The following is a 26,484-nucleotide window of genomic DNA, read 5'->3' on the forward strand; positions in this document are numbered from 1 at the left end:
CCCGCTATTCGCTGTATCTTTTTTGTGGTCATTGAGCGTAGTCGAAATGACCACAAAAAAGGATGCCGCTACTATCGGGGCTAATTTTGAACAATGAAAGAAGCAATTCAATATTTGATCCAAAAAGACAAAATTTTTGAACAAATCATAAATCAGTATGGTTTGCCAGAAATTATTCCGTCACGTCCAGAAGGTTTTGAAACATTGGTTTTACTTATTCTCGAGCAGCAAGTTTCAATAGATTCTGCAAAAGCTACTTTTTTAAGAATGCGAGATGTGGTTGGAGATATTATTCCTGAGAATTTAATCCATATTACTGAAGAGCAATTTAGAACCTTGGGAGTAAGTCGTCAAAAAGCAAAATATATCAACCATCTTGCAGATGCAGTTTTGCAAAATAAAATTGATTTACAATCACTTTCTTTAAAATCTGCTGACGAGGTTCGAGCTGAGCTTATCAAATTAAAAGGAATCGGAAATTGGACTATTGACGTGTATTTAATGTTTTCTTTAAAAAAAGAAGATGTTTTACCTATTGGTGATGTTGCTATCGTTAATACTATGAAAGAACTTTTAGATATCCATGAAAAGGATGCTATGGAATTGTATGCGAAAAAGTGGTCTCCTCATAGAACATTTGCTTCATTTTTACTTTGGCATCATTATCTTCAAAAACGAGGTCGAAAAATTACCTATCAGTATTAAGAAAAAGTAATTTTTTCGAAAAACTTCTAATTTCTAATTGCTTACTTCTAACTTTTTGCCGTACCTTTGCACCCTCAAAAAATAAAAAGGAAAGCAAAATGACTGCAGATAAAGTAAAAACTTTCGACGTTTTAGTTGAAATTCCTCGTGGAAGTCGTAACAAATATGAATATGATTTTGACTTAAAGAGAATGCGTTTCGATCGTATGTTATTCTCTTCAATGATGTACCCAGCTGATTATGGTTTTATTCCGGAAACATTAGCATTAGACGGAGATCCGTTAGACGTTTTGGTGTTAGTAACTAAACCAACTTTCCCTGGTTGTGTTATCGAAGTAAAACCAATTGGAGTTTTCCACATGGCAGATGACAAAGGTCCAGATGAAAAAGTAATCTGCGTTCCAGTTTCAGATCCAATTTGGAATAAATTAAATGATTTAGGAGATATTAATCCACACCTTTTAAAAGAAATTGAGCACTTTTTCCAAGTATATAAAGACTTAGAAAACAAAACTGTTGATGTTGAAGGTTGGGGAGATGTAAATGAGGCGCAAAGAATTTTAAAAGAATGTATTGATCGTTTTAACGCAATCGAAAATAAACCAGAAGGATTATTTAGCATTCGTTAATTGTTCATAAGATAGTGTATTAAAAAAGCAACATTTTTATTAAAATGTTGCTTTTTTGTTTATATTGGTTATTGAATTAACTAAAATTAAAATTTAACTAACCAACTAATTATGGAATTAATGATTTATGTGCCAATAGTAATGGCATTAATTGGCTTGGCCTTTATGGTTGCGAAAAGAGCTTGGGTGCTTAAGCAAGATGCCGGAGACGGTAAAATGAAAGAAATTTCAGAACACATCTACGAAGGAGCTTTAGCGTTCTTAAAAGCTGAATATAGGCTTCTAACAATTTTTGTGATTATAGCAAGTATTGCTTTAGCAGGAATTACTTTTCTTCCAGGAGTAAAAACACATTTATTAATAGTTATTGCCTTTATTTTCGGTGCTATTTTTTCAGCTTTAGCTGGAAATATGGGTATGAAAATAGCAACTAAAACTAATGTTCGTACAACACAAGCAGCTCGTAGCAGTTTACCTCAAGCTTTAAAAGTTTCATTTGGAGGAGGAACGGTAATGGGATTAGGTGTTGCTGGATTAGCAGTTTTAGGATTAACAGGATTCTTTATATTTTTCTATCACACCTTTATGGGTGGAGTTTGGACAGATGTTGATGGAATGACTGTAGTTTTAGAGACTTTGGCTGGATTTTCACTTGGTGCTGAATCAATTGCATTGTTTGCTCGTGTAGGAGGTGGTATTTATACCAAAGCTGCCGATGTTGGTGCCGATTTAGTTGGTAAAGTAGAAGCAGGTATCCCAGAAGACGATCCTCGTAATCCTGCTACAATTGCAGATAACGTTGGTGATAACGTAGGAGACGTCGCTGGAATGGGAGCCGATTTATTCGGTTCGTATGTGGCAACAGTTTTAGCAGCTATGGTTTTAGGTAATTATGTTATCAAAGATATGGGGGGTAAAATTGAAGATGCTTTCGGTGGTATTGGCCCAATTTTATTGCCAATGGCAATTGCTGGTTTCGGAATTCTATTCTCTATCATTGGAACTATGCTAGTAAAAATATCTGATGATAATGCGAAAGAAGCTCAAGTTCAAAAAGCATTAAATATTGGTAACTGGGTTTCAATTGTTTTAACAGCAGTTTCTTGCTTTTTCTTGGTACAAAAAATGTTGCCTGAAGTAATGACAATGGAGTTCTTTGGTGAAGGAGCACAACAAATATCTTCAATGAGAGTATTTTATGCTACTTTGATTGGATTGTTTGTAGGTGGTGCAATTTCATCTGTAACAGAATATTATACAGGATTAGGTACAAAACCAGTATTGGCAATTGTTCAAAAATCGTCAACGGGTGCTGGAACTAATGTTATAGCTGGTTTAGCAACGGGTATGATTTCTACTTTCCCTACGGTATTGTTATTTGGAGGTGCTATTTGGTCAACTTATGCTTTAGCGGGATTCTACGGAGTAGCCTTAGCGGCTTCTGCGATGATGGCAACTACAGCAATGCAATTAGCTATTGATGCCTTCGGACCAATTTCTGATAACGCTGGTGGCATCGCTGAAATGAGCGAATTACCTAAAGAAGTTCGCACACGTACAGATATTTTAGATTCTGTAGGAAATACAACAGCTGCAACTGGTAAAGGTTTCGCAATTGCTTCGGCAGCGTTAACTTCACTAGCTTTATTTGCGGCATATGTTACGTTTACAGGAATTAACGGAATTAATATTTTTAAAGCACCAGTATTAGCTATGTTATTTATTGGTGGAATGATTCCAGTTGTTTTCTCGGCTTTAGCGATGAATTCTGTTGGAAAAGCAGCAATGGATATGGTGTACGAAGTACGTCGTCAGTTTAAAGAAATTCCGGGAATCATGGAAGGGACTGGTAAACCAGAATACGGAAAATGTGTTGAGATTTCTACAAAAGCAGCTTTACGCGAAATGATGTTACCAGGAATCTTAACAATCGGTTTTCCAATCGCAATTGTATTATTAGGTAAATTAGTTTACGGAAGTAACAACCAATTAATCGCTGAAATGTTAGGTGGTTATATGGCAGGGGTTACTGTTTCAGGTGTACTTTGGGCAGTGTTCCAAAACAATGCTGGTGGTGCTTGGGATAACGCTAAAAAATCATTCGAAGCTGGTGTTATGATTAATGGCGAAATGACATACAAAGGATCAGATGCTCACAAAGCTGCTGTAACGGGAGATACTGTTGGAGATCCATTCAAAGATACATCAGGGCCATCAATGAATATTTTAATCAAATTAACGTGTTTAATTGGTTTGGTTATGGCACCAATTTTAGGAAGTGGTCATTCAGAAGGAGCTGAAATGAAAGGTTCTTGTTGTGCTAAAACTGAGAAATGTGAAATGAAACATTCAACAAAATGTGACATGGCTAAGTTAACCACAATGACAAAAGATGAATGCGCTAAAATGTGTGACGAAATGGGCTGCTCTGCTGAAGAAAAAGAAATGTGTATGGCACATTTTGATGAAGGAGGAAAGTTTAAAAATGTTGATGGATGTAAAATGGCTTGTTGTGCTGCAGAAGCGGAAAAATAAAAAAAGGCTCCCAAGGGAGCCTTTTTTTATTTTAGAATAATCCGTTTATTTCGGCGTCAATTCTGTTGATAATAGTTCCTAAATCTTCAGGTTTGTCAACAAAATTTATATTGTCTACATCAATAATTAAAAGTTTTCCTTTATTATATGTTTGAATCCAAGCTTCATACCTTTCATTTAAACGGCTCAAATATTCTATTGAAATTGTGTTTTCATATTCGCGACCACGTTTGTGAATTTGGCCTACTAAGTTAGGAATAGAACTTCTTAAATAAATCAATAAATCAGGAGGCCCTACAAGATTTTCCATCAATTCGAATAATGAAGCATAATTTTCAAAATCACGATTACTCATTAATCCCATAGCATGAAGGTTAGGTGCAAAAATATGTGCATCTTCATAAATGGTTCTGTCTTGAATTATCTTTTTACCGCTTTCGCGAATTTTTAAAATTTGACGAAAACGACTATTCAAGAAATAAATTTGAAGATTAAAACTCCAACGATCCATTGTGTGGTAAAAATCATCTAAGTACGGATTCTCATCTACATCCTCAAAGTGTGGTTCCCATTTAAAATGTTTCGATAAAAGTCTGGTAAGTGTTGTTTTTCCAGCTCCAATATTTCCTGCTATCGCTATGTGCATTACGGTAAATTAATTTTATAATTTGTAATTCCTTCGGTGGTAAAAATAGCTAAATTTTGGTTTTTGTACTCAAAACTTTTAAAGCTTTTTTCAATATTGTCAACAGGAATAATTTTATCTTTTTCTAAATCATAAATAACGAGTTTTTCTTTGTTTTTTAACAAAACTAATTTCTCATCCACAATAAAAACCGATTCATAAGTAGGAAGTGTTTTTATTATTTTTTTCTTTCCAAAGATGTCACAACTATAAAAATTATTGTCTTGGTCGATCCAGTAGAAATAATTGAAGTCAGAAGTATAGTTCTTAATACCTTTTTCAAAAACAAGGCCTATTGTTTGATAAGTGTTCTTTAAATAGTTGAATAAACCAAGTTGTTGTGATACCGAATTAAAAACCCACAGATTATTTTGAGATGCACTACCAACAGCAGTTGCAACTATATTATTTGTGTTTTCAGAAAAGTTTACCTTTTGAACTTCATTTAATTGACTGTCCAGAGCGATAACAGTATTAAACCCTTCGTAAAATAAAATTACTCTCAGTGGATTTTGTATATCTACTTTACTTATTTTTCCTAAAGATGGATTTTTATATTGTAAAAAATCAGTATTTTTCTTTTTAAACAAAACGTTGTTTTTTATAAAATATTGAAAACCCATAGAGTCTTCACCAATATATTTGTCTGCTTGAATAAATTGTTTGTTCATTTGCGAAGCCACAGAATTGGTGTACTGAGCATGTGCAAAAACACTGAATAATAATAAAGTAAATGCTAAATTTTTCATAATAGCTAAGTTATGAAAGTTAATTATTTCAAAAAGTAAGATTTTTCTTTGTTTTTCGTTTTTTTTTTTTTTTGATTTGTTACGTAGAATGTAAAATGGCCATTTATATTATTTTATCGAGTAAGCCGAAAATCGAAAGAGTAGGATTATTTTATATTGATTTTTTAAAATGAAAAAAATTAGTTTTTTTGTATTGATGGTTACATTTATGTTTTCATCAGCAATAGCATTAGCTAAAAACCCACCAAATGGAGTTCATAATTATATTCAAAATGGTCATTTGTACGTTTGGGATGGGAACAAGTATTTGGATATGGGATTATATAATCCAGGATAATTTTTTTAATAAGCATAAGCTAATGGCTTATGCTTTATTTTAACTTAATGAGACTATTTTTATTTTTTTTAATTCAATTACTTTCTTGTTTTGTTGGATTTTCACAAAAGCATTTAGGTATCGTATTAGATGCAACAAATGAGAGACCTCTAGAATTGGTTACTATTCTTAATGTAAATAATTCAAAATCTTGTTTTTCGAAGTCTAATGGAGAATTTATAATTGCTGGTAAAAAACATGATAGCTTAAAAATTTCGTTTGTTGGCTATAAAACAGTTAAGATATTGTTTGACGGAAAAGAAGAATCAATCGATACAATTTATCTATACCCAGAAACGTATTCCCTAGATGAAGTCGCAATAAAGAATAAAAAATATGCAGCCCCAATAAAAATTACAGCCAAAAAGAATAATGAAAAAGAAGAATATTTTGGTTTTCAGTTTGGAACAGAACATGTTAATTATATTGAAAATGTTGGTGGTCACGCCGGTAAAATTACTTCGATTTCGTTTCCGTTAAGTAAAGCGGCAAAATATAATCCAGATATTAAAGAATGGAAACTTGATTATATAAGTGATTTTAAAATCAGTTTTTATGAGTATGATAGAATTAATGATAAACCAGGAAAGCTAATTAATACTGAATCTATAATTGTATCGCCAGGCAATAAAACTCAAATTTATGAAGTTAATTTAGAAAAGTATAATATTGATTTTCCACTTGATGGTGTTTGTGTTGGAGTTGAAGTCTATAATTCAAATTACAAAAATCCCAAAACTACCTTTGCTTCGATAGCACCAGGTATTAAATTTATAAAAAAGACAAGTATAAGGAAAGTAGAGAGTTGGGTAAGGTACAATAGGCCTAACTTTAAGGATGAGTTTAAAAAAACAGGAATAAATGGTAGAACAAAAATTCGGTTTTATGAGTCAATGGCAATCGATATAAAAGTAAAATTCGAAAAATAATATGAAAAAAATATTTATTGCAACTATGTTGTTGTTAACTCTTATTTCTGCTTTTTCTCAAAATGGATCAGGACAGGCTACTTATCAAGTAATGACGAGTTATAAAGATAGCTTTGCTCATTTTCAGAATGATCCAAAAATGGATCCAAAAATGAAAGCATTTATTGAGGAGCGTTTTAAAAAAGAAGCAACTAAAACATTTACCTTATCTTTTGATAGAAATGCATCACTATACAAGGAAGAGGAAAAAGTAGATTTAAACAACACTAATGAAAATGGAGGTTCTTGGTCGCCTTATGGTATAACAATCTCTTTACATAAAAGTGTAAAAGATAAAATCATAAATACCCAAAAAGATTTAATGACTAAAATATTTGTCGTAAAAGATACACTGCAAAAATACAATTGGAAATTGTTAGCAGAAACAAAACAAATAGGTGAATATACTTGCCACAAAGCTACAGCAATTATACCGGTAAGTAAGGAAGAGAAAGAAGAATACGAACAGGAAAAGGCTGATGCACAAAAAAGAAATACTTCATTTCTTACTATCAAGGAGCCGCAGCCAAAAGAAATAACAGCTTGGTATTCATCTGAAATTCCTGTAAATAACGGTCCTGAAGAATTCTGGGGGCTTCCTGGCTTAATTTTAGAGCTTAATACAAGTGAGAAGAATTTTTTGTGTTCCAAAGTTATAATGAATCCCAAAGATAAAAACAAAATTGAAGTTCCTAAAGGACAACAAATTAGTAAAACTGACTACGATTTAATTGTTCAAAAAAAACTTAGAGAAATAGAGTCTACAAATTTCACAAAATAGTTTAGGTTAAACCTTTAATGATTTTTAGAGTCCTATTGGTTATTTAACAAACCTTTAGTAACAAAAAACGAATTCATTCGTCATATTTGTTGTATTAAATCATTAATCATGAAAAAAATAATTTTCACAGTATCAACCATATTAATTTCAGCTTTTACTTTTGCACAAGATTTTCAAGGAATGGCTGTTTATGAATCTAAAACCAGTACTGCCGATTTTAAAAGCAGAATGGAGGAGAATAAAGACATAACTCCTGAGATGAAGAAAATGATAGAGGAAAGAATGAAAAGTGTTTTCGAAAAAACATTCTTCCTTAACTTCGATAAATCAGCTTCAATATATAAAGAAGAAGAAAAACTAGAAGCTCCAGGAACTCAAGGAGGCGGATTTCGCATGATGGGCTCTATGATGGGAGGTGGAGGTACTCATTATAAAAACATTAAGGAAAAAACTTTTGCTATCGATAAAGAAATGATGGGTAAAGAGTTTTTAATTCAGGACACATTACCAAACTTGAAGTGGAAGTTGAGTCAGGAAACGAAGCAAATTGGAGATTATTTATGTTTCAAAGCAACTACTACTCAAAAGGCTACTAAATCTGATTTTAGAAATTTTAGAATGAGAAAGTCTGAAGAAAACAAAGAGAAAAAACCAACTACAGATATAATGAAAGAAGGCGAATTGCCTAAAGAAATTGAGGTTGTAGCTTGGTATACTCCTGAAATTCCAGTGAGTACAGGTCCTGAGAATTATCAAGGATTACCAGGTCTTATTTTAGAAGTAAATGCTGGTAAAACAACAATTCTTTGTTCAAAAGTAGTAATGAATGTTAAGGACAAAAAGGAAATTAAAGCGCCATCTAAAGGAAAAGTAGTTACTCAAAAAGAATATGACGAAATTGTTACCAAAAAAATGGAAGAATTCAGAGAAATGAATCAAGGAAGAGGTGCTAATGGTGGTATGCAAATAAGAATCGGCGGTTAATTTTTAAATTATAAAATAATAATAAGGAATCTCTTAGGAGGTTCCTTTTTTTGAAACATGAAAAACATTACCTTATTACTATTATTCGTTACAACATTTTCATTTGCTCAGAATGTAAAATTTGATGGAATTGTAAAAGATACTACTGGAATTGCGCTCGAAATGGCAAATGTTATGGCTGTGAATCAGCAAACAAAAGCTGTTGATTCGTATTCAATTACTAATGATAAAGGAAAGTTCCAACTTTTCTTAAATCCAAATTCTACATATAATGTTAGGTTTACTTTCTTAGGATTAAAAACTAAGAACATTACTATTACTACTGGAACTGAAAACATAAACAAAAATATTACGTTAACTAGCGATGCTACAGAATTGGCAACTGTTGAGGTGGTAAGAGAAATGCCTGTTTCTGTCAAAGGAGATACTATTATTTATAATGCCGATTCTTTTAAAAATGGTACCGAAAGAAAACTTGAAGATGTACTTAAAAAACTCCCAGGGGTAGAAGTGAACAAAGATGGCGAAATTGAAGTTGAAGGAAAAAAGGTCCAAAAAGTAATGGTTGAAGGAAAAGATTTCTTTGATGGTGATACAAAAATTGCAACAAAAAATATTCCTGCCGATGCTTTAGATAAAATTCAAGTGCTTCGAAACTACAACGAAGTTACTAACTTGAAAGGACTTGAAAACAATGAAGAAAACGTTGCTATAAACATTAAACTTAAAGAAGGGAAAAAAAACTTCTGGTTTGGAGATGTAACAGCGGGAATAGGTGTTGGCCATAAAGAAGATAGATATATAATCAATCCAAAACTATTTTATTACAATCCTAAGTATAGCATTAATGTGGTTGGGAATTTGAATAATATTGGAGAGCTTCCTCTCACCATGCAGGACTATTTTAAATTCACAGGCGGATTTAAAAACATGATGCGAAAAGGGGGAACAAATTTTAATGTTTCTTCCAACGATTTAGGAATTCTTGGATTACGAAACAATAAAGCCAAAGAAATTGATACAAAATTTGGCGCTGCAAATTTTAGCTATAACCCTTCAAAGACTTGGACTTTAAGTGGTTTTGGAATATTTTCTTCAAATAAATCACAAATAGAGACAAATTCAATTACTACTGGATTGCCTAATAATTTGTCTGAAACAAGAAAAGATTTAGCAACTCAACAAACCAATTTAGGATTGTTTAAATTGAGTTCAAGTTATGTTCCTTCAACAAAATTACATTTTGATTATGACGCTTTATTGAAGTTGTCTGATCAAAAAGAAAGTACTTCAGTTTTTTCAAATCTTTTAAATGATATTTATACAGATAAAAAGCAACAACCATTATCATTTAATCAAAACCTCAATTATTATTACACATTAAATGAGAAGAATGTATTTGCTTTTGAAACACAACATTTATATCAAGCAGAAGACCCTTTTTATAATGCAAATTTGGATCAAGTGCCAATTTTCGCCAACCTTTTGACTGGATATAATATTTTTCAAGATAGAAACAATATCACGCAAAATAGATTTGTTAAAACCAATAAACTAGATGCAAAAGTAGATTATTATTATATGCTTACGCCAAAGAGTAATCTGAACGTTACAATTGGTAATACATATTCATATCAAAATTTTGACTCAAGTATTTTCCAAATTTTAGACAATCAATCACAAAATAATTTAACTGATGCTAAAAATAACAATGATGTAAATTATAGTTTTAATGATGTTTTTTTAGGATTACATTATAAGTTTTTAACTGGCAAGTTTACTTTTAATCCCGGTTTTTCGGTTCATAATTATCAAACAAATGATGAGCAATTAAATTTTTCAAATAAAAATTCATTTAATAGAATCTTGCCTGATTTTTATGCTCTATGGCAATTAAAAAAATCAGAAACATTAACCTATAATTTCTCTTTAGCTAATAATTTTACCGATATAAGCAAATTGGCTCAAGGATATGTTTTTTCAAATTATAACAGTCTTTTTAGTGGAAACAGGTATCTTGAAAACTCATTGTCACAAGTACATTCTTTAAGATACTTTAAGTACAACATGTTTAATTTCGAGAATATTTTTGCAAACATAACTTACACTAAACAGGTTGAGGCTATTAAAAACAGAGCTTTACTTATTGGTCCAAATAGAGTTTCTTCAGCAGTAAATATCAATTCTAATTTTGCAGATCAAACACTTTCTGGTATGGCTAACTATGGAAGATCATTTTTAAGATACTACAAAGCTTCGTTTGGTTTAAGTTTAAATTGGAGCGAATTCAATAATATTAGAGTAGCACAGGATGATTCTGAATCTATTCAAATGACTAAATCTTTTGCTCAGAATTATAATCTAAGATTTTCGACTAATTTTAAAGAAGCGCCTAATTTAGAGTTAGCGTATAGCTATTCGATTAATGACAATTTTAGTGATGTTTTTTATATAGATAGTCCATCGGTGAAGTTAGAATATTTTTTCTGGGATGCTTTTTCTTTTACTTCAGAGTATAGTTACTTCAATAATAGAAATAAATCAAATACATCTAAAAACCAATATGATTTCTTAACTGCAAACATAATGTATCAAAAGAAAGATAGTAAATGGGAATGGAAACTATCTGGGACCAATTTGCTTAATACTACATCTTTAAATGACAGTAGTTTTGACCAGTTGGGAGGTCAAAGTAGTTTTTCGGCCTATTCAGTACAACCTCGATATATAATACTTAGTTTAAAATACGCATTGTAATCAGGGCGTTACCCTCGCGGGTCGCGTGTTTCGCACTACACGGTAGTTAGCTACACCCGCTAACGCAATAAAAGCCTCGTATAACGAGGCTTTTATTAGTTAAGAAAGTAAATAAATACTTACTTTTGATTTTGTAAATAATCTATGATTAAAAGATGAAAAAAATGATTTTAGGAACAATATTTTGTTCCTTATTAGCAATTACTTCGTTTGCACAAAACAAAAACTCAGAAAAAGGAAAGTACATTGCCACAACAAGAAATGAAAAATTTAAATTCAATTTATTAGAAGGAAATAAGTTTGAGTTAGTAATGATTTACGGGGATTACCAGAAAAAAGGAGATTCACTTTATTTTGGTAATCAGATAAAAAACAAATCAAACTTTTTGTTAACGGCATCCAATTCAACTAGTAATATTCAAGAAAATGTTATAAAAGTAAAAATCAAGAAAGATCAAATTCTATATTATTTTTCAAATATTTATATAGGTACTCAAGAAGGAAAATTACCTGTTCAGTATAAAAGATTAGAAGAGCTTGCAAAGGATATTGATAGCTCAGAGGCTAATGAATTTACAATAGAAATTCCTCGTTCTAAATTCATCTATCTTGTCTATGAAAATTATTCAGGGAAAAGCGAGCATACTAAATATGCCTTACCTAAAAATGTAAAAGAAATAGATTTAAATTTTACGTATAATAATTTATCAGATATACAGCTTAAAGGTTACTTAAACAAAGATACCAACGAATTAGTTGTTTCGGATTTGGCAAGTCGTGAGCCAATTACTTTTAAGCTAGAGAATATTTTAGAAAGAAGTGTAGAAAACGAAATTCAACCTTTAGAATCCAAGTCAGAAAAAAATTGGACTTATGAAGGGAAAGAATCTTATATAGCTACTCCTAGCGAAGTAGTTGTTGATTCTGCTGTTGCGGTAGTAGATTCTGCAGCTGTGGCTTACCCAGAAACAAGCGCTGCCTATGAGTCAATAAAAATTCCTACTTCAAAAAATTTAACTAAATCTTTGAAAGATGTATCTAAAAATAAAAACCAATTTTTGGTAATTATTTATGATCCAAAGAATAATAATCTCGATAAAGAGTTTGATAGTTTTATAAATGATCAGCAATCAGATATATATTATTATTCTTTATCTGAAGCAAAGTATAAAGATAGTTACCCATTTAGCTATGTAATTGCATCTCAAAAAGACAAAAAATGGTTCGATAAGTATAAAGTTAATGAAAATCCAGTAATCGTTATTACAGATTATAAAGGGAATGTTTTAACCAAAATAATTGGTAGTATTCATGACAAAGGATATCTTTTTTCTTCTTACACTAGTTTAAAGAAAGATTTAAATGAATATTTGGTATATAAAGAAACAAATTCAATACTTAACAACCTAAACTCAAGTCCAGAGATTTTATTAAAAGCATTTAAGAAAATTGAAACTTTAGAATATGAATATCCAGAAAAAAAACGAGAAATTCCATCCGGAAGTGTTGTGGATAATGATTCAGTAGATTATTCAGTTCCTGAAATTAAGATGGATTATGACCTTCCAATTATAAAGTGGAACGAAAAGATAGTCGGTATGAATTGGAGAAAAGTAATTGAAAGTTATTCTAAAAATAGCAATCCAAATTTTGATTTAGTAAATTTAATTGGAAGAGAAATAAGCAATAAAGGTTTTACAAATCAAATTTTCAAAAAAGAAAAATCACTAAATGAAACAGACTATTTGTCTATAGATTATATTCTAAAGCGTTATAATTCACTTAAAGAAAAAACATTTGTACTTGTCAATCCAAGTTTATATTCATTTGAAGCTCCTGTCAAAGTCGATAAAATTTTATCAGACGCTATTAGTACAAATGTATATTATTCTGAAACAAGCAGTCAGAAAAAAAATGATCTAAATATCTTGAGTAAGGTACTATATTTAGAAAATTATGAAAATATAGATGTTGTTCAAAATTATTTTACTCTCATAAATAGTTTAGCAGAGACTGATGATTTAGAAAATGAGTATGTAAATGATTTTGAAACTTTTTTTAATATTCACTTTGGCAATAATAAAAACAGTATAGAATCATTAGATAAATTATACTCAGTTAATCAAAATCTTGGGTGGATTGATTTTAAAAACTCTATTTCTAATATGATTAATAATGTAGCATGGTTTGTGGTTAAAAAATCAGTTAATTCAGAGAGTATTCAAAAAGCAATAAATTGGTCTGAAACCAGTTTGATTATGCAAAAAAACAATGCTTATTATTTGGATACTTTGGCACAACTATATTACAAGAATAGTGAAAAAACTAAGGCTTTGAAAACACAGGAACTTGCAGTTAAATATTCAGATATGGTTGAAGATCAAATAATAAAAAATGAGATCAAGGAAACTCTTAAGAAGATAAAATCTGGGAAATTATAAATTATAAAGCCTCGCATTGCGAGGCTTTTCTTTTAAAAACAAAAAACAAATAATAAATGAATTATTATAAGCTGTACTTTAGACCAATGTTTATTCCTAATGTTCCAAAATTGTAAGAAGTTTTTGGTCCTTGAGATGGTTGATTAGGGTTTGATGAGTTTAAATTTGGATTGTCAGAGTATTGATATTCTCTTTCATTTACGTCTAAAGTTGACATTTGGTCAACCCCATTTTCAATGAATTTAGTTAATTTACCTTTTTCAGGAGCGTAAGATAAGTTGTTCATATTTAATTCCCCGAAAAGTGAAAGATTAGAAGTTAATCCAAAATTAATACCAATTCCTGCATGAAACCCAAAAGCAATACCTCCTTTAGCTTCAGCTTTTGCCTCATATGTGCTACCACCTCCAGTATTAGTGTACTCTTCAAATATTTTTCCTGAACCTATTATGGCTCCAAATTTGGCATATGGATTAACTTTTGAATATCCGCCTGATAAAACAAATGTTGGTTTAATTTGAATCATTTTAGAGTAAAGCTTTTGAATTGTTTCTTCTCCACTAGTTTCTCTATGTTTTGCCTCAGTCTTACTTCCCATTAAATAATCGACAGTTAACTCTGCACCAAAACGATCGTTAAACATATAGCCAAATGTTCCTCCAAAATTTAGCCCTTTGCCCAAGTTTACATCTATAACTTCATATTGATCATCTCCAGTAGTTTCGGTGATATTCCAAAATGGAGTTGATGAGGCAATAACAATAGGTGTTTCATAAAGACTGTGTTGCGAATTGCTAATAGCAAAATTATAACCGCCATTAACTTTAAAGTAGATTCCTTTTCCAGATGGCACATCTTGGGCGAAAATGCTTTGAGAAGACAAAGCTGCAATCGCTACCATGCATAACATTAACTTTTTCATTTTTAGATTGTTTTAGAAATTTTTAGGCAAATGTATCTTTTAAAATGAGAGTTAAAAATTTGCAATAAAAAAAACCGACATAAAGCCGGTTTTAATCGATAAACGTATTTCGTTACAAGTTAAAAGCTGCTTTTACTTGATCAACATAGTCTAATTTTTCCCAAGTAAACAATTCTACCGTAACTGTTTTTTCATTTCCATTTGGAGATTTAAAAGTTTTTGTAACTGTTTCTGGTTTACGTCCCATATGCCCGTAAGCAGCTGTTTCGCTATAAATTGGGTTTCTTAATTTTAATCTTTGTTCAATGAAATAAGGTCTCATGTCAAAAATCTCTTCTACTTTTTTAGCGATTTCGCCATCAGTCAAATTAAGTTTAGAAGTCCCGTATGTATTAATGTAAATTCCCATTGGTTTAGCCACTCCAATAGCATATGAAACCTGAACTAAAATTTCCTCAGCTACACCAGCAGCCACTAAATTTTTAGCGATATGACGTGTTGCATACGCAGCAGAGCGGTCAACTTTTGAAGGATCTTTTCCTGAGAAAGCTCCACCTCCGTGTGCTCCTTTTCCACCATATGTATCAACAATAATTTTTCTTCCTGTTAAACCTGTATCTCCGTGAGGTCCTCCAATTACGAATTTTCCTGTTGGGTTGATGTGGTACTGAATTTTATCGTTAAATAAATGCGCGTACTGAGGGTATTTAGCAATAATTCTAGGAATTAATATCTCAATAATATCTTTTTTAATTTTAGCTAACATTTCTGCTTCAGGACCAAAATCGTCATGTTGAGTCGAAATTACAATAGCATCGATACGAACTGGTTTGTTGTTGTTATCGTATTCTAAAGTTACCTGTGATTTTGCATCAGGGCGTAAGTATGTGATTACCGAATTTTCTCTTCTTAAAGCTGCTAATTCTTGTAACAATTTATGAGATAAATCCAAAGCTAGAGGCATATAGTCTGCAGTCTCATTAGTTGCATAACCAAACATCATTCCTTGGTCACCAGCTCCTTGTTCTTCTTTACTAGCTCTGTCAACTCCTTGATTAATATCTTGAGATTGTTCGTGAATTGCAGATAAAACACCACATGAATTTGCCTCAAACATATATTCGCTCTTAGTGTAACCAATTTTTTTAATTACTTCACGAGCAATGCTTTGCACATCAAGGTATGTTTTAGATTTAACCTCTCCGGCTAAAACCACCTGACCAGTAGTAACTAAAGTTTCACAAGCTACTTTAGACTCTGGATCGAATGCTAAAAAGTTATCAATTAATGCATCAGAAATTTGATCAGCCACTTTGTCTGGATGTCCTTCACTTACAGATTCTGACGTAAATAAATATGCCATAATAAAATTATTTTTTAATTAATTTTAGTGAAGATAAAAAAAATAAGATTGCAGGGAAAGTGCTAAAGGAGTTTTCTGCTTTAGCATTTTTTATTGAGGTTGCAATCAGTACAAATTTTTCCTCACGATTTTCGAGTGCAAATGTATGAAACGAATTTGAATTCCAAATTATTCTTAACTTTTTTTTGATAATTTATGAAATATTCAAATTTGTAAATACGTAGTATTTAAATATAACCTAAAAAAGAAATATTGTTAAATTTTGTTTTTTTGTTTGGTCAATTCAGAATTACTTCTAAACTTTGCAACATCAAAACGAAAGAAAAAATGAATTCAATTAAGGGATATATGTGTATTACATCAATGTGGAAGTATTCCGCAGAGGACACTGTTACTTAATTTTGAATCAAATCAAAAATATATAGCTAAAGCCTCTGCAACTGCAGAGGCTTTTTTATTAACACTAAGACCAACGTAAAACTTAAATTTAAAATTATCAGATTACAGTAAAATGAAAACTAAGGCAACAAATAATATTAAAAATATTTCAATGATGATGTGTATGTGTACGTGTATTACTCGTATGTATCACATATATCATGGTTGCCAAAAGCGGAATAGTTAATTTTTAGTTATAGTTCAAAACTAAGAGTCCTTTTGGTAACCCACCGAAAGGACTTTTTTTATTCTGTCACCTTTCAAAAAAAAAGTAATTACAAATTCAATAAAAATTTAAGCCATGTTAGGAATTAAAAACAATTTAAAAAGAAGAAAAAGTAGAATGTCAGACTCGTTTAGTGGAGTACAAAATGTATCTGATTTAAAAAAAGATTTTAAAGTAACCATTGCAGAAAGATTGTTAGTTCAAATCAATTCTGGTGAAAACGAAATTTTATTCATATAAATCAAAAGTTATGAGCAATAAAGTAATAAGCATATCAGGATATTCAGGAAACGGAAACCAATTTTTGGTGAAATCATCACAAATTAGTTTGGGTATAAGTAATTCAGTTGCTGATGAGCAAGATAAAATTCCTTCACCAGCAGAATACCTTTTGGCAGGATTTGCAGGAAGTATTAATGCGGTTGGGAAGTTGGTTGCTATTGAATTGGGAGTTGAATTGAAATCGCTTGAAGTTCAGGTTTCTGGTGAGCTAGAAACAAAAAGAGCAGAAGGATTAAAAACTCGTTCAAGAGCAGGCTTTAGAAAAATCGAAGTATTGATTAAACCAACTTCTGATGCTCCAATTGATATTTTGAAACAATGGATGGATAAGGTAAAGGAGAGATGTCCTCTAAGAGATAATTTAATTAATGAAACACCAGTTTCGCTGACATTATTGAAAGAATTTAATGCAGCGTAACCCACAATAATAATAGGTTTCTCCATAGTGAAATCTATTTAGTTTTTTGTTTTTTGTTTGTTAAAACTGCCTCTGGAGTTTAGGCTGGGGGCAGTTTTTAAAAAAGAAGTTTTGGAAGAATTATATAAAATAGAGATTAAAGATTTTAAACTAAAAATTGATAGAACAATAGATGTTGTTCTTACCTATCAAATTTTTGGAAAACAACTAGGTAAGGCACCAATAGTTTTAGTAAATCATGCTTTGACAGGAAATTCGAATGTGGCTGGCGATAACGGTTGGTGGAAAGATTTAATCAGTGAAGGAGGAACAATCGACATACAAAAATTTACAATTATAGCTTTTAATATTCCTGGCAATGGATTTGAAAATGAAGAAGGACTAACTGAAAACTATAAAGAATTTGGAACAAAAGATATTGCTTTAATTTTTTGGAAAGGTTTAGAAGAACTAAAAATTGACAAGCTTTTTGCAGTAATAGGTGGGAGCTTAGGAGGGGGAATTGCTTGGGAAATGCTTTTTTTAAAACCAAATAGTATTGATAATCTAATTCCCATTGCAACAAGTTGGAAGTCTTCAGATTGGTTGATTGCAAATGTTTTAGTTCAGGATGCAATTTTAAATAATTCGGATAATCCAATACATGATGCAAGATTACATGCCATGCTTTTGTATAGAACGCCAGAGTCTTTGCAAGAAAAATTTAAAAACGAGAAAAACAAAGAAAATGATTTGTATAAAGTCGAAAGCTGGTTATTACATCACGGCAATAAATTGTCACAAAGATTTACACTTTCAGCCTATAAACTAATGAATCATTTATTAAAAACAATAGGAGAGAACTATGATGAACAATATATACTAAACACAATTAAACACACAACAACTAGTATTCACTTAGTGGCTGTAAATACTGATTACTTTTTTACAACCAATGAGACTAAAAATGTTTTTACTAAGCTTAAACAACACAACACAATAGAAGTTCAGTTTTATGAAATTCAATCAATACACGGACATGATGCATTTTTGATTGAATACAAACAACTAAACAAATTTTTAGCACCCATTTTTAATTACTAAAACAAACAAGACAATGAAAATTTTAAAATTTGGAGGTAAATCTCTATCAAACGAAAAAGGAATAAATCAGGTAATAGACATTATTGCCAAACGATATTTTGATGGCGAAAAAATTGCTGTGGTAGTATCTGCAAGAGGCAATGCAACAGATGAATTATTAGAAATTCTTCAGTTGGCACAAAGCGGAAAGCCTTACGAACGCCAATTTGAACAATTTGTAAAATATCAAACGCACGATGTAGAAGAATCTCTTTTTTATCAAGAGTATGAAACATTGGCAAAATTGTTTGAAGGCGTTAAATTACTTGGCGATTATAGTGATAAAATAAAAGATCAAATTATTGCCTTCGGAGAAATTTTATCGGCCAAGTATGTTACTCAAATTTTAACTTCAAAGGGACTTAAGGCAAAATACGTAGACACTAGAGGGCTTATTAAAACAGATGCAAACTTTGGAAATGCGCAGCCTATCGATACGATTTCTAAAAAGAATGTTCTTAAGTTTTTTGATAATGAAGATGAAATTCACGTAGTAACTGGTTTTATTGCTTCAACAGTTACTGGCGAAACAACGACACTTGGTCGAAACGGAAGTAATTACACAGCATCATTATTGGCTAATTATCTTGATGCCGAAGAATTTCAAAACTTCACTCATGTAGACGGAATTTACACAGCAAACCCAGAATTAGTTGCTGATGCTAAAAAAATTGAAAAGCTATCTTTTAATGAAGCAAACGAGTTGGCAAATTTTGGAACCAATATTCTACACGCCAAAACAATAATTCCACTCGTAGAAAAAAACATTCCCCTTCGTATTCTAAATACTTTCAATCCTGAAAATGCAGGGACGCTCATTACTTCAGAGCAAACAGACGAAGGAATAAAATCACTTTCAGTTTTAAATAATGTATCACTTATCAATCTTGAAGGCAGAGGCCTTTTAGGGAAAACAGGTGTTGATGCCAGAATTTTTAGAGTAATGGCAGATAATAACATTAGTGTTAGTATTATTTCACAAGGTTCTTCAGAACGCGGAATAGGTATTGTTGTCAACACAGATAAAGCTTCGGAAGCATTAATTGGACTGGAAAAAGAGTTTGAAAATGATTTCTATACTCGCGATGTCAATAAAATAACGGTTGATGATAATATTTCGGTAATATCAATCATAGGACAGGATCTAAGTACTTTCCATAAGCCTTATACAGCTTTAATAAGAAATAAAGTGGTTCCAATTTTGTTTAATAATACTACTACGGGTAGAAATATAAGTTTAGTAATCAAAAAGGAAGATTTAAACAGAGCTTTAAATGTGATTCATGGAGAAATATTTGGAGTAACAAAAAAAATCAACATTGCTGTTTTTGGACACGGAGTTGTAGGCGGAACATTAATAAACCAAATACTTACTTCTGCTAAGAAAATAGAAGAGAAGAAAGACATAAAATTAAATCTTTTTGCCATTGCTAATTCTAAAAAAGTATTGCTTAAAAAAGATGGAAATTCTGAAAACTGGCGTGAAGAGATTTCTGAAAAAGGGATAAAATATTCTATTACTGATGTGGTAAATTTTGCCAAAGAAAATCATTTGGAAAACCTAATAGCTATAGATAACACAGCGAGTAAAGAATTTGCACAAAACTATTTTGAATTAATAGAAAACAGTTTTGATTTAGTTTCATCAAATAAAGTGGCGAATACGCTTAGCTACGAGTTTTATAAAAAACTTAGAAATACACTCGACAAAAACCAAAAAACATATTTGTACGAAACCAACGTTGGCGCAGGATTACCACTTATTGATACTATCAAGTTATTACATCTTTCTGGTGAAAACATAACCAGAATAAAAGGTGTTTTTTCAGGTTCATTAAGTTTTTTGTTTAATTATTTTTCAAACGAAGATAAAAAGTTTAGTGAAGTGCTAAAAGAAGCTATAAGTAATGGTTATACCGAACCAGATCCTCGCGAAGATTTATGCGGAAACGATGTGGCTAGAAAACTTTTAATCTTAGCACGTGAGTTAGATTTAAAAAATGAGTTTGATGAAATTTCTATAGAAAACCTTATTCCTGAATCGTTAAGAAGCCTTTCTACATCTGAGTTTTTAATTAATCTACAAGAGCTTGATGATCATTATAATAAAATCAAGCTTAGTCAACGTAAAGGAAATGTGCTTCGTTATATAGGAGAACTTTCTGGTGATCTACAACAAGACAAAGGGATTTTGGAAGTTAAATTGGTTTCTGTTCCAGAAAGTTCTGCTTTAGGACAGTTGAGAGGTTCCGACTCAATTTTTGAAATCTACACAGAATCGTATGGAGAAAGACCAATTGTTATTCAAGGTGCAGGAGCAGGAGCTTCGGTAACGGCAAGAGGTGTTTTTGGAGACATATTACGAATTGCAGATAAAGGATAATAAGTGAAATCATGAAAATTACATTAAAAAGAATAGATCAGGATTATCATTTTGAATTGCAAAATGAACGCGGTCATAAGGTGTATTTGGACAACAAAAAAGAATTCGGCGGTAACGATTTAGCGCCAAGTCCAATGGAATTATTGTTAATGGGCGTAGCAGGTTGCAGCGCTATCGATGTCATTTCAATACTAAAAAAGCAAAGACAAAATATTACAAGTTATTATACAGAAGTAGAGGGCGAAAGAGTTCAAATTGATGAGGCTAAGCCATTCAAAAAAATTGTAGTAACTATTTATTTAGAAGGAGATATAGATGAACAAAAAGCTCAAAAAGCAGCACAATTATCTTTCGAAAAATATTGTTCTGTTTCTAAAACATTAGAACCAACAGCAACAATCGATTATCAAGTTAAAGTAAATGCTCAAAGAGCATAAAATAATAAACAACAAACAATAGACAATGAGCAATTCAGCATTCGGATTTGAAACCCAAGCGATTCGTATCCAAACAGAAAGAACCCAGTTTTTAGAACATTCCGTTCCGTTATATCTAACATCAAGTTTCGTTTTTGAAGATGCGGAAGATATGCGTGCCTCTTTTACAGAAGAAACCCCAAACAGACTAGGAATAAATTCCGATGAAAATAAAATTGGGGTTCTTGGCATCCCTGGGCAAATAACTGCACTTTTGCGAAAAAAAGAACGCAATATTTACAGTCGATTCACCAATCCAAATACAAGTGAGTTTGTAGAAAAAATTTGCAAGATGGAAGGGGCTGAAGACGGATACGCTTTTGCGACAGGAATGGCAGCTGTGTATTCAACGTTTGCAGCTTTATTGGAAGCTGGCGATCATATTGTTTCCGTAGGAAGTGTTTTTGGTTCTACACATACGTTGTTTACTAAGTATTTCCCGAAATGGAATATTACAACAAGTTATTTCGACATCAACAAACCTGAAACGATCGAGAGTTACATTCAGCCAAATACCAAAATACTTTTTGCTGAATCACCAACCAATCCAGCTGTAGATATTATCGATTTAGAATTGTTAGGACAAATTGCAAAAAAATACAACTTGATTTTAATTGTCGATAACTGTTTTGCAACGCCTTTTTTACAAAATCCAATTCAATACGGAGCCCATTTGGTCGTGCATTCTGCTACTAAATTAATCGACGGTCAAGGTCGAGTACTAGGAGGAGTGACTGTCGGAAGAGCTGATTTAATTCGTGAGATTTATCTTTTTTCAAGAAATACAGGACCAGCTTTGTCGCCTTTTAATGCATGGGTATTATCTAAAAGTTTAGAAACATTACCAATTCGTGTAGAAAGACACTGTGAAAATGCAGTGAAAGTAGCTGAGTTTCTAGAAAGTCATCCAAACGTAAAACAAGTGAAATATCCTTTCTTGAAATCACATCCACAATATGAAATTGCCAAAAAGCAAATGCGTTTAGGAGGGAATATCGTAGCTTTTGAAATTAAAGGAGGTATCGAAGCAGGACGTAAATTTTTAGATAAAATTCAATTGTGTTCGCTTTCGGCCAATTTAGGTGATACAAGAACGATTGTAACGCATCCGGCCTCAACAACTCATAGTAAACTAACAGAAGAAGAGCGTTTGGCTGTAAGCATTACTGATGGTTTGGTTCGTGTTTCAGTCGGTTTAGAAACAGTTCAGGATGTTATTAATGACCTCCAACAAGCGCTGTCTTAAAAAAATTTGGTTTCTATAAAAATAGGTAGTAGTTTTGCCCTGTTCTTATACAAACTGAAGTTATCACGAAAGGCAGAGGGAATAGACCCAGTGAAGCCTTAGCAACCCTACTCTTGTAGAAGGTGCTACATTCTACTCCATTTTGGGGAAAGATAACAAGAATACTTTTTTAGTATCTCTCTGTATTTCATGATGACATTTTATGTGTAAAAATTGGTAGCGAAAGGCTTGGGCTTTTTTGCAATCCATTTTCCCGCTATTCGCACTACAAGGTAGTTGCTACTATCGGGGCTAGTTAATAAACATTTAGATTTTTTGTTATCATGCCGCAAAAAGCAAACATTTACGACGAAATACAAAAAAGAATCCTCGTTCTTGATGGAGCGATGGGTACTATGTTGCAGCGTTATAAATTCGAAGAAGAAGATTTTCGAAGTGTGCGTTTCAAAGATTTTCCACATCCACTAAAAGGGAATAACGATTTACTGTCGCTAACCCAACCGGAAGCCGTTAAATCTGTCCACCGCGCTTATTTTGAAGCTGGTGCCGATATCGTGGAAACCAATACGTTTTCAGGAACTACCATTGGTATGGCTGACTATCATATGGAAGATTTGGTATATGAGTTAAATTACGAATCGGCTAAAATTGCCCGCGAAGTAGCAGATGAATTTACCGATAAACCACGCTTTGTGGCAGGTTCTATTGGCCCAACCAATCGTACTGCGAGTATGAGTCCCGATGTCAATGATCCGGGATTCCGTGCAGTCACTTTCGATGAGCTACGCATTGCTTACAAAGAGCAAGTAGAAGCGCTAATCGATGGCGGAAGCGATATTCTGTTAGTAGAAACAATTTTCGATACATTAAACGCTAAAGCGGCTCTTTTTGCAATTGAAGAAGTAAAAGAAGAACGTAATCTTGATATTCCTATCATGGTTTCCGGAACGATTACAGATGCTTCCGGCAGAACCTTATCGGGACAAACCGTGGAAGCATTTCTGATTTCAATTTCACACATTCCGTTGTTGAGTGTTGGATTCAATTGTGCTTTAGGAGCCGATCAGTTGAAGCCGTATTTAAAACGTTTGGCACACAATACCTCGTTTAACATTTCGGCGCATCCCAATGCAGGATTACCTAATGCTTTCGGACAATACGATCAAACCGCAGAAGAAATGCAGGTTTTAATCAAAGAATACTTAGATGATAATTTAATCAATATTATAGGCGGTTGCTGTGGAACTACACCGGAGCACATCAAGTTAATTGCTGAAGTGGCCGCAAATTACAAACCAAGAGTACTGGAGGAAGCATAATGAATGAAGGAGCTTGTAATAAATATTTAAAACTTTCGGGATTAGAACCTTTAATCGTTACCCCCGAAACCAATTTCGTAAATGTAGGTGAACGTACTAACGTAACCGGTTCGCGAAAATTTTTACGTTTAATTAAAGAAGGCAACTACGAAGAAGCACTCGATATTGCTCGCGCCCAAGTAGAAGGCGGTGCGCAGATCATCGATATCAACATGGATGAAGGAATGTTGGACGGCGTATATGCCATGACCAAATTCTTGAATCTGATTGCCGCTGAACCTGATATTTCAAGGGTGCCAGTTATGGTCGACAGTTCCAAGTGGGAAATTATTGAAGCTGGTCTAAAAGTAGCGCAAGGAAAATGCGTGGTGAATTCCATCAGTTTGAAAGAAGGAAAAGAAGCCTTTTTACACCATGCAAAGTTGGTAAAACGTTATGGAGCGGCAGTAATTGTAATGGCGTTTGATGAGATTGGTCAGGCCGATACCTATGAACGTCGTATCGAAATATGTAAGCGTTCGTATGATATTTTAGTAAACGAAATCAACTTCCCTGCAGAAGACATCATTTTTGATCCAAACATTTTCCCGGTAGCTACTGGTATGGAAGAACATCGTCGTAATGCGTTGGACTTCTTTTTGGCTACCAAATGGATTCGTGAAAATCTACCTTATGCGAATATCTCAGGGGGTGTGAGTAATGTTTCATTTTCGTTCCGAGGAAATGACAAAGTACGTGAAGCGATGCATTCTGCATTCTTGTACCATGCTATCAAACATGGGATGACAATGGGTATTGTGAACCCAGAAATGTTGGAAGTGTACGATGAAATCGATCCTACTTTATTGGAATATGTTGAAGATGTTTTATTGGATAGACGAGATGATGCTACTGAAAGACTTTTGGAATTGGCTGAAAGCTACAAAGGTGATGTTAAATCCAATGAAAAAGCAATTCAGGAGTGGCGAAACGGCTCTTTACAGGATAGAATTACGCATGCCTTGGTAAAAGGAATCGACGAGTTTATCGAAACCGATGTGGAAGAAGCCCGACAAGCAGCAGCAAGACCAATCGAAGTCATCGAAATCAATCTGATGGCAGGAATGAATGTGGTAGGAGATTTGTTTGGAAGCGGAAAAATGTTCTTGCCACAAGTAGTAAAATCAGCTCGTGTGATGAAAAAAGCCGTGGCGTATCTGCTACCTTATATAGAAGCAGAAAAAGATGGAAAATCATCATCCGCTGGAAAAGTATTGATGGCTACTGTAAAAGGTGATGTGCATGACATTGGTAAAAATATCGTATCCGTAGTATTGGCTTGTAACAATTTTGAGATCATCGATTTAGGAGTAATGGTGCCACCAGAGAAAATTATTGAAACAGCCATTGCTGAAAATGTAGATATTATCGGTTTAAGCGGATTGATTACGCCTTCGTTGGATGAAATGGTGTATCTGGCCAAAGAAATGGACAAACGCGATATCCAAATCCCGATTATGATTGGTGGGGCGACGACTTCGCGTGCACATACGGCTGTGAAAATCGCACCGGAATACCGTCAAACCGTGGTACACGTAAACGATGCTTCGCGAGCGGTAACCGTAGCTGGAAATCTGTTAAACAAAGACCGAAAAATATACGCCAGTACTATCCGTGCAGAATATGAAGTATTTCGCGAAACCTTTTTAAACCGTCAGCGCGATAAGAGTTACCATACCATTGAAAAAGCAAGAGCCAATAAACTGCAATTGAATTGGGATAATTTCGAAGCCAAAAAACCGAACTTCATCGGAGCAAAAACCATTGAAGTACCGTTGCAGGAATTGGTGCCATATATCGACTGGACACCTTTTTTCGGTTCGTGGCAATTGTTTGGAAAATATCCTGCTATTCTAACGGATAATGTGGTAGGGGAACAGGCAACGATTTTGTTTGCCGATGCGCAGAAAATGCTGAAGCAATTACTCGATGAAAACTGGTTAGAAGCCAAAGGTATTTACGGCATCTTTCCTGCGAATCAAGTAAAAGACGATGACATCGAATTGTATGATGAAAACGGAAATGTATTGGAAACTTTCTTAACGCTTCGTCAGCAGTCACAAAAGACCGTTGGTGCTCCAAACATTGCTTTAGCAGACTTTATTGCGCCAAAAGAAAGCAACAAAAAGGATTACATGGGAGCTTTTTGTGTGACAACTGGTTTCGGGGTTGATGAAAAAGCCAAAGAATTTGAAGAAGCCAACGATGATTATAGTTCTATCATGGTGAAAGCTTTAGGCGATCGTTTTGCAGAAGCATTTGCAGAATATCTGCATGAGAAAATCCGTAAGGAGATTTGGGGATATGCATCCGAAGAACATTTGTCTAACGAGGAATTAATTAAAGAAGACTATAAAGGAATACGTCCAGCACCTGGTTATCCAGCTTGCCCCGATCATTTGGAAAAACCATCGATTTGGAGTTTGCTGAACGTAGAAGAAAAAATAGGTGTAAAACTAACGGAAAGTATGGCGATGTGGCCAGCTTCTTCGGTATCAGGGTATTATTTTGGACATCCAGAAAGTAAATATTTTGGACTTGGAAAAATAAAAGAAGATCAGGTTCAGGATTATGCTCAACGAAGAAATTGTACTTACGAATATGCCGAGAAATGGCTTAACCCAAACATAGCAGATTAAA

21 protein-coding genes and 1 riboswitch are annotated in these 26,484 nt (G+C 32.9%); of the genes, 17 read left to right on the forward strand and 4 right to left on the reverse strand.

Annotated features, from left to right (window positions below; all coding sequences use genetic code 11):
• Nucleotides 1–93: 93 nt before the first annotated feature.
• The 3 genes from LJY17_RS13965 to LJY17_RS13975 all read left to right on the forward strand — a co-directional run bounded on the left by LJY17_RS13965 (nucleotide 94) and on the right by LJY17_RS13975 (nucleotide 3,869).
• Nucleotides 94–705, forward strand: coding sequence for a DNA-3-methyladenine glycosylase family protein (locus LJY17_RS13965; protein WP_264544428.1), 612 nt, complete (start codon nucleotides 94–96; stop codon nucleotides 703–705).
• Between the two features lie 98 nt (nucleotides 706–803).
• A complete protein-coding gene (locus LJY17_RS13970; protein WP_264544429.1) occupies nucleotides 804–1,334 on the forward strand; it encodes an inorganic diphosphatase in 531 nt (176 codons plus the stop codon).
• A gap of 108 nt (nucleotides 1,335–1,442) precedes the next feature.
• On the forward strand, nucleotides 1,443–3,869 hold the full coding sequence (locus LJY17_RS13975; protein WP_264544850.1) for a sodium-translocating pyrophosphatase: 2,427 nt from the start codon (nucleotides 1,443–1,445) through the stop codon (nucleotides 3,867–3,869).
• Between the two features lie 31 nt (nucleotides 3,870–3,900).
• Here the strand turns inward: LJY17_RS13975 and LJY17_RS13980 are convergent, their stop codons facing one another.
• The gene (locus LJY17_RS13980; RefSeq protein WP_264544430.1) at nucleotides 3,901–4,515 is read right to left on the reverse strand and encodes a deoxynucleoside kinase; all 615 of its coding nucleotides are present in this window, start codon (nucleotides 4,513–4,515) and stop codon (nucleotides 3,901–3,903) included.
• The gene (locus tag LJY17_RS13985) at nucleotides 4,515–5,303 is read right to left on the reverse strand and encodes a hypothetical protein (protein ID WP_264544431.1); all 789 of its coding nucleotides are present in this window, start codon (nucleotides 5,301–5,303) and stop codon (nucleotides 4,515–4,517) included. Before LJY17_RS13985 ends, LJY17_RS13980 begins: the two co-directional genes overlap by 1 nt.
• 169 nt (nucleotides 5,304–5,472) lie before the next feature.
• Here LJY17_RS13985 and LJY17_RS13990 point away from each other — a divergent pair, with 169 nt between their 5' ends.
• From LJY17_RS13990 to LJY17_RS14015, 6 genes are all read left to right on the forward strand, one after another.
• Nucleotides 5,473–5,640 carry a hypothetical protein gene (locus LJY17_RS13990; RefSeq protein ID WP_264544432.1) on the forward strand — a complete coding sequence of 56 codons (168 nt, stop codon included), beginning with the start codon at nucleotides 5,473–5,475 and terminating at the stop codon, nucleotides 5,638–5,640.
• 47 nt (nucleotides 5,641–5,687) lie between these two features.
• A complete protein-coding gene (locus tag LJY17_RS13995) occupies nucleotides 5,688–6,608 on the forward strand; it encodes a carboxypeptidase-like regulatory domain-containing protein (protein ID WP_264544433.1) in 921 nt (306 codons plus the stop codon).
• A gap of 1 nt (nucleotide 6,609) precedes the next feature.
• Nucleotides 6,610–7,428, forward strand: a complete 819-nt coding sequence (locus tag LJY17_RS14000; RefSeq protein WP_264544434.1) for a GLPGLI family protein — start codon at nucleotides 6,610–6,612, stop codon at nucleotides 7,426–7,428.
• Nucleotides 7,429–7,536: 108 nt separating this feature from the next.
• Nucleotides 7,537–8,412, forward strand: a complete 876-nt coding sequence (locus tag LJY17_RS14005) for a GLPGLI family protein (RefSeq protein ID WP_264544435.1) — start codon at nucleotides 7,537–7,539, stop codon at nucleotides 8,410–8,412.
• A gap of 57 nt (nucleotides 8,413–8,469) precedes the next feature.
• Nucleotides 8,470–11,169, forward strand: a complete 2,700-nt coding sequence (locus tag LJY17_RS14010; RefSeq protein ID WP_264544436.1) for a TonB-dependent receptor — start codon at nucleotides 8,470–8,472, stop codon at nucleotides 11,167–11,169.
• A gap of 155 nt (nucleotides 11,170–11,324) precedes the next feature.
• Nucleotides 11,325–13,610 (forward strand): hypothetical protein, encoded by a 2,286-nt coding sequence (locus LJY17_RS14015; RefSeq protein ID WP_264544437.1) that lies wholly within the window; start codon nucleotides 11,325–11,327, stop codon nucleotides 13,608–13,610.
• Nucleotides 13,611–13,674: 64 nt separating this feature from the next.
• Here the strand turns inward: LJY17_RS14015 and LJY17_RS14020 are convergent, their stop codons facing one another.
• The gene (locus LJY17_RS14020) at nucleotides 13,675–14,532 is read right to left on the reverse strand and encodes a porin family protein (protein WP_264544438.1); all 858 of its coding nucleotides are present in this window, start codon (nucleotides 14,530–14,532) and stop codon (nucleotides 13,675–13,677) included.
• 112 nt (nucleotides 14,533–14,644) lie between these two features.
• Nucleotides 14,645–15,895, reverse strand: a complete 1,251-nt coding sequence (gene metK / locus LJY17_RS14025; protein ID WP_264544439.1) for a methionine adenosyltransferase — start codon at nucleotides 15,893–15,895, stop codon at nucleotides 14,645–14,647.
• A 739-nt stretch (nucleotides 15,896–16,634) separates the two neighbouring features.
• Here metK and LJY17_RS14030 point away from each other — a divergent pair.
• The 8 genes from LJY17_RS14030 to metH all read left to right on the forward strand — a co-directional run bounded on the left by LJY17_RS14030 (nucleotide 16,635) and on the right by metH (nucleotide 26,483).
• Entirely contained in the window at nucleotides 16,635–16,799 is a 165-nt protein-coding gene (locus LJY17_RS14030) for a hypothetical protein (protein WP_264544440.1), read from the forward strand.
• A 10-nt stretch (nucleotides 16,800–16,809) separates the two neighbouring features.
• Complete coding sequence (locus LJY17_RS14035) at nucleotides 16,810–17,259, forward strand: OsmC family protein (RefSeq protein WP_264544441.1); 450 nt, start codon at nucleotides 16,810–16,812, stop codon at nucleotides 17,257–17,259.
• Nucleotides 17,260–17,370: 111 nt separating this feature from the next.
• On the forward strand, nucleotides 17,371–18,342 hold the full coding sequence (locus tag LJY17_RS14040; protein WP_264544442.1) for an alpha/beta fold hydrolase: 972 nt from the start codon (nucleotides 17,371–17,373) through the stop codon (nucleotides 18,340–18,342).
• Nucleotides 18,343–18,355: 13 nt separating this feature from the next.
• Nucleotides 18,356–20,764 carry a bifunctional aspartate kinase/homoserine dehydrogenase I gene (thrA, locus tag LJY17_RS14045; RefSeq protein ID WP_264544443.1) on the forward strand — a complete coding sequence of 803 codons (2,409 nt, stop codon included), beginning with the start codon at nucleotides 18,356–18,358 and terminating at the stop codon, nucleotides 20,762–20,764.
• Nucleotides 20,765–20,775: 11 nt separating this feature from the next.
• Entirely contained in the window at nucleotides 20,776–21,201 is a 426-nt protein-coding gene (locus LJY17_RS14050; protein ID WP_264544444.1) for an OsmC family protein, read from the forward strand.
• 25 nt (nucleotides 21,202–21,226) lie between these two features.
• On the forward strand, nucleotides 21,227–22,486 hold the full coding sequence (locus LJY17_RS14055) for a trans-sulfuration enzyme family protein (protein ID WP_264544445.1): 1,260 nt from the start codon (nucleotides 21,227–21,229) through the stop codon (nucleotides 22,484–22,486).
• Between the two features lie 57 nt (nucleotides 22,487–22,543).
• Nucleotides 22,544–22,645, forward strand: a riboswitch (SAM riboswitch).
• A 164-nt stretch (nucleotides 22,646–22,809) separates the two neighbouring features.
• Nucleotides 22,810–23,805 (forward strand): homocysteine S-methyltransferase family protein, encoded by a 996-nt coding sequence (locus LJY17_RS14060; protein ID WP_319800132.1) that lies wholly within the window; start codon nucleotides 22,810–22,812, stop codon nucleotides 23,803–23,805.
• Nucleotides 23,805–26,483 carry a methionine synthase gene (gene metH / locus LJY17_RS14065; RefSeq protein WP_264544446.1) on the forward strand — a complete coding sequence of 893 codons (2,679 nt, stop codon included), beginning with the start codon at nucleotides 23,805–23,807 and terminating at the stop codon, nucleotides 26,481–26,483. Before LJY17_RS14060 ends, metH begins: the two co-directional genes overlap by 1 nt.
• Nucleotide 26,484 lies beyond the last annotated feature (1 nt).

It is taken from the genome of Flavobacterium hankyongi, assembly GCF_036840915.1.
Classification (GTDB): Bacteria; Bacteroidota; Bacteroidia; order Flavobacteriales; family Flavobacteriaceae; genus Flavobacterium; species Flavobacterium hankyongi.

What these genes read in the sequence shown, in the direction of transcription:
- LJY17_RS13965 (WP_264544428.1), top strand. Translation starts at nt 94, where the DNA reads ATGAAAGAAGCAATTCAATATTTGATCCAAAAAGACAAAATTTTTGAA.
- LJY17_RS13970 (WP_264544429.1), top strand. Translation starts at nt 804, where the DNA reads ATGACTGCAGATAAAGTAAAAACTTTCGACGTTTTAGTTGAAATTCCT.
- LJY17_RS13980 (WP_264544430.1), bottom strand. Translation starts at nt 4,515, where the DNA reads ATGCACATAGCGATAGCAGGAAATATTGGAGCTGGAAAAACAACACTT.
- LJY17_RS13985 (WP_264544431.1), bottom strand. Translation starts at nt 5,303, where the DNA reads ATGAAAAATTTAGCATTTACTTTATTATTATTCAGTGTTTTTGCACAT.
- LJY17_RS13990 (WP_264544432.1), top strand. Translation starts at nt 5,473, where the DNA reads ATGAAAAAAATTAGTTTTTTTGTATTGATGGTTACATTTATGTTTTCA.
- LJY17_RS13995 (WP_264544433.1), top strand. Translation starts at nt 5,688, where the DNA reads ATGAGACTATTTTTATTTTTTTTAATTCAATTACTTTCTTGTTTTGTT.
- LJY17_RS14000 (WP_264544434.1), top strand. Translation starts at nt 6,610, where the DNA reads ATGAAAAAAATATTTATTGCAACTATGTTGTTGTTAACTCTTATTTCT.
- LJY17_RS14005 (WP_264544435.1), top strand. Translation starts at nt 7,537, where the DNA reads ATGAAAAAAATAATTTTCACAGTATCAACCATATTAATTTCAGCTTTT.
- LJY17_RS14010 (WP_264544436.1), top strand. Translation starts at nt 8,470, where the DNA reads ATGAAAAACATTACCTTATTACTATTATTCGTTACAACATTTTCATTT.
- LJY17_RS14015 (WP_264544437.1), top strand. Translation starts at nt 11,325, where the DNA reads ATGAAAAAAATGATTTTAGGAACAATATTTTGTTCCTTATTAGCAATT.
- LJY17_RS14020 (WP_264544438.1), bottom strand. Translation starts at nt 14,532, where the DNA reads ATGAAAAAGTTAATGTTATGCATGGTAGCGATTGCAGCTTTGTCTTCT.
- metK (WP_264544439.1), bottom strand. Translation starts at nt 15,895, where the DNA reads ATGGCATATTTATTTACGTCAGAATCTGTAAGTGAAGGACATCCAGAC.
- LJY17_RS14030 (WP_264544440.1), top strand. Translation starts at nt 16,635, where the DNA reads ATGTTAGGAATTAAAAACAATTTAAAAAGAAGAAAAAGTAGAATGTCA.
- LJY17_RS14035 (WP_264544441.1), top strand. Translation starts at nt 16,810, where the DNA reads ATGAGCAATAAAGTAATAAGCATATCAGGATATTCAGGAAACGGAAAC.
- thrA (WP_264544443.1), top strand. Translation starts at nt 18,356, where the DNA reads ATGAAAATTTTAAAATTTGGAGGTAAATCTCTATCAAACGAAAAAGGA.
- LJY17_RS14050 (WP_264544444.1), top strand. Translation starts at nt 20,776, where the DNA reads ATGAAAATTACATTAAAAAGAATAGATCAGGATTATCATTTTGAATTG.
- LJY17_RS14055 (WP_264544445.1), top strand. Translation starts at nt 21,227, where the DNA reads ATGAGCAATTCAGCATTCGGATTTGAAACCCAAGCGATTCGTATCCAA.
- LJY17_RS14060 (WP_319800132.1), top strand. Translation starts at nt 22,810, where the DNA reads ATGCCGCAAAAAGCAAACATTTACGACGAAATACAAAAAAGAATCCTC.
- metH (WP_264544446.1), top strand. Translation starts at nt 23,805, where the DNA reads ATGAATGAAGGAGCTTGTAATAAATATTTAAAACTTTCGGGATTAGAA.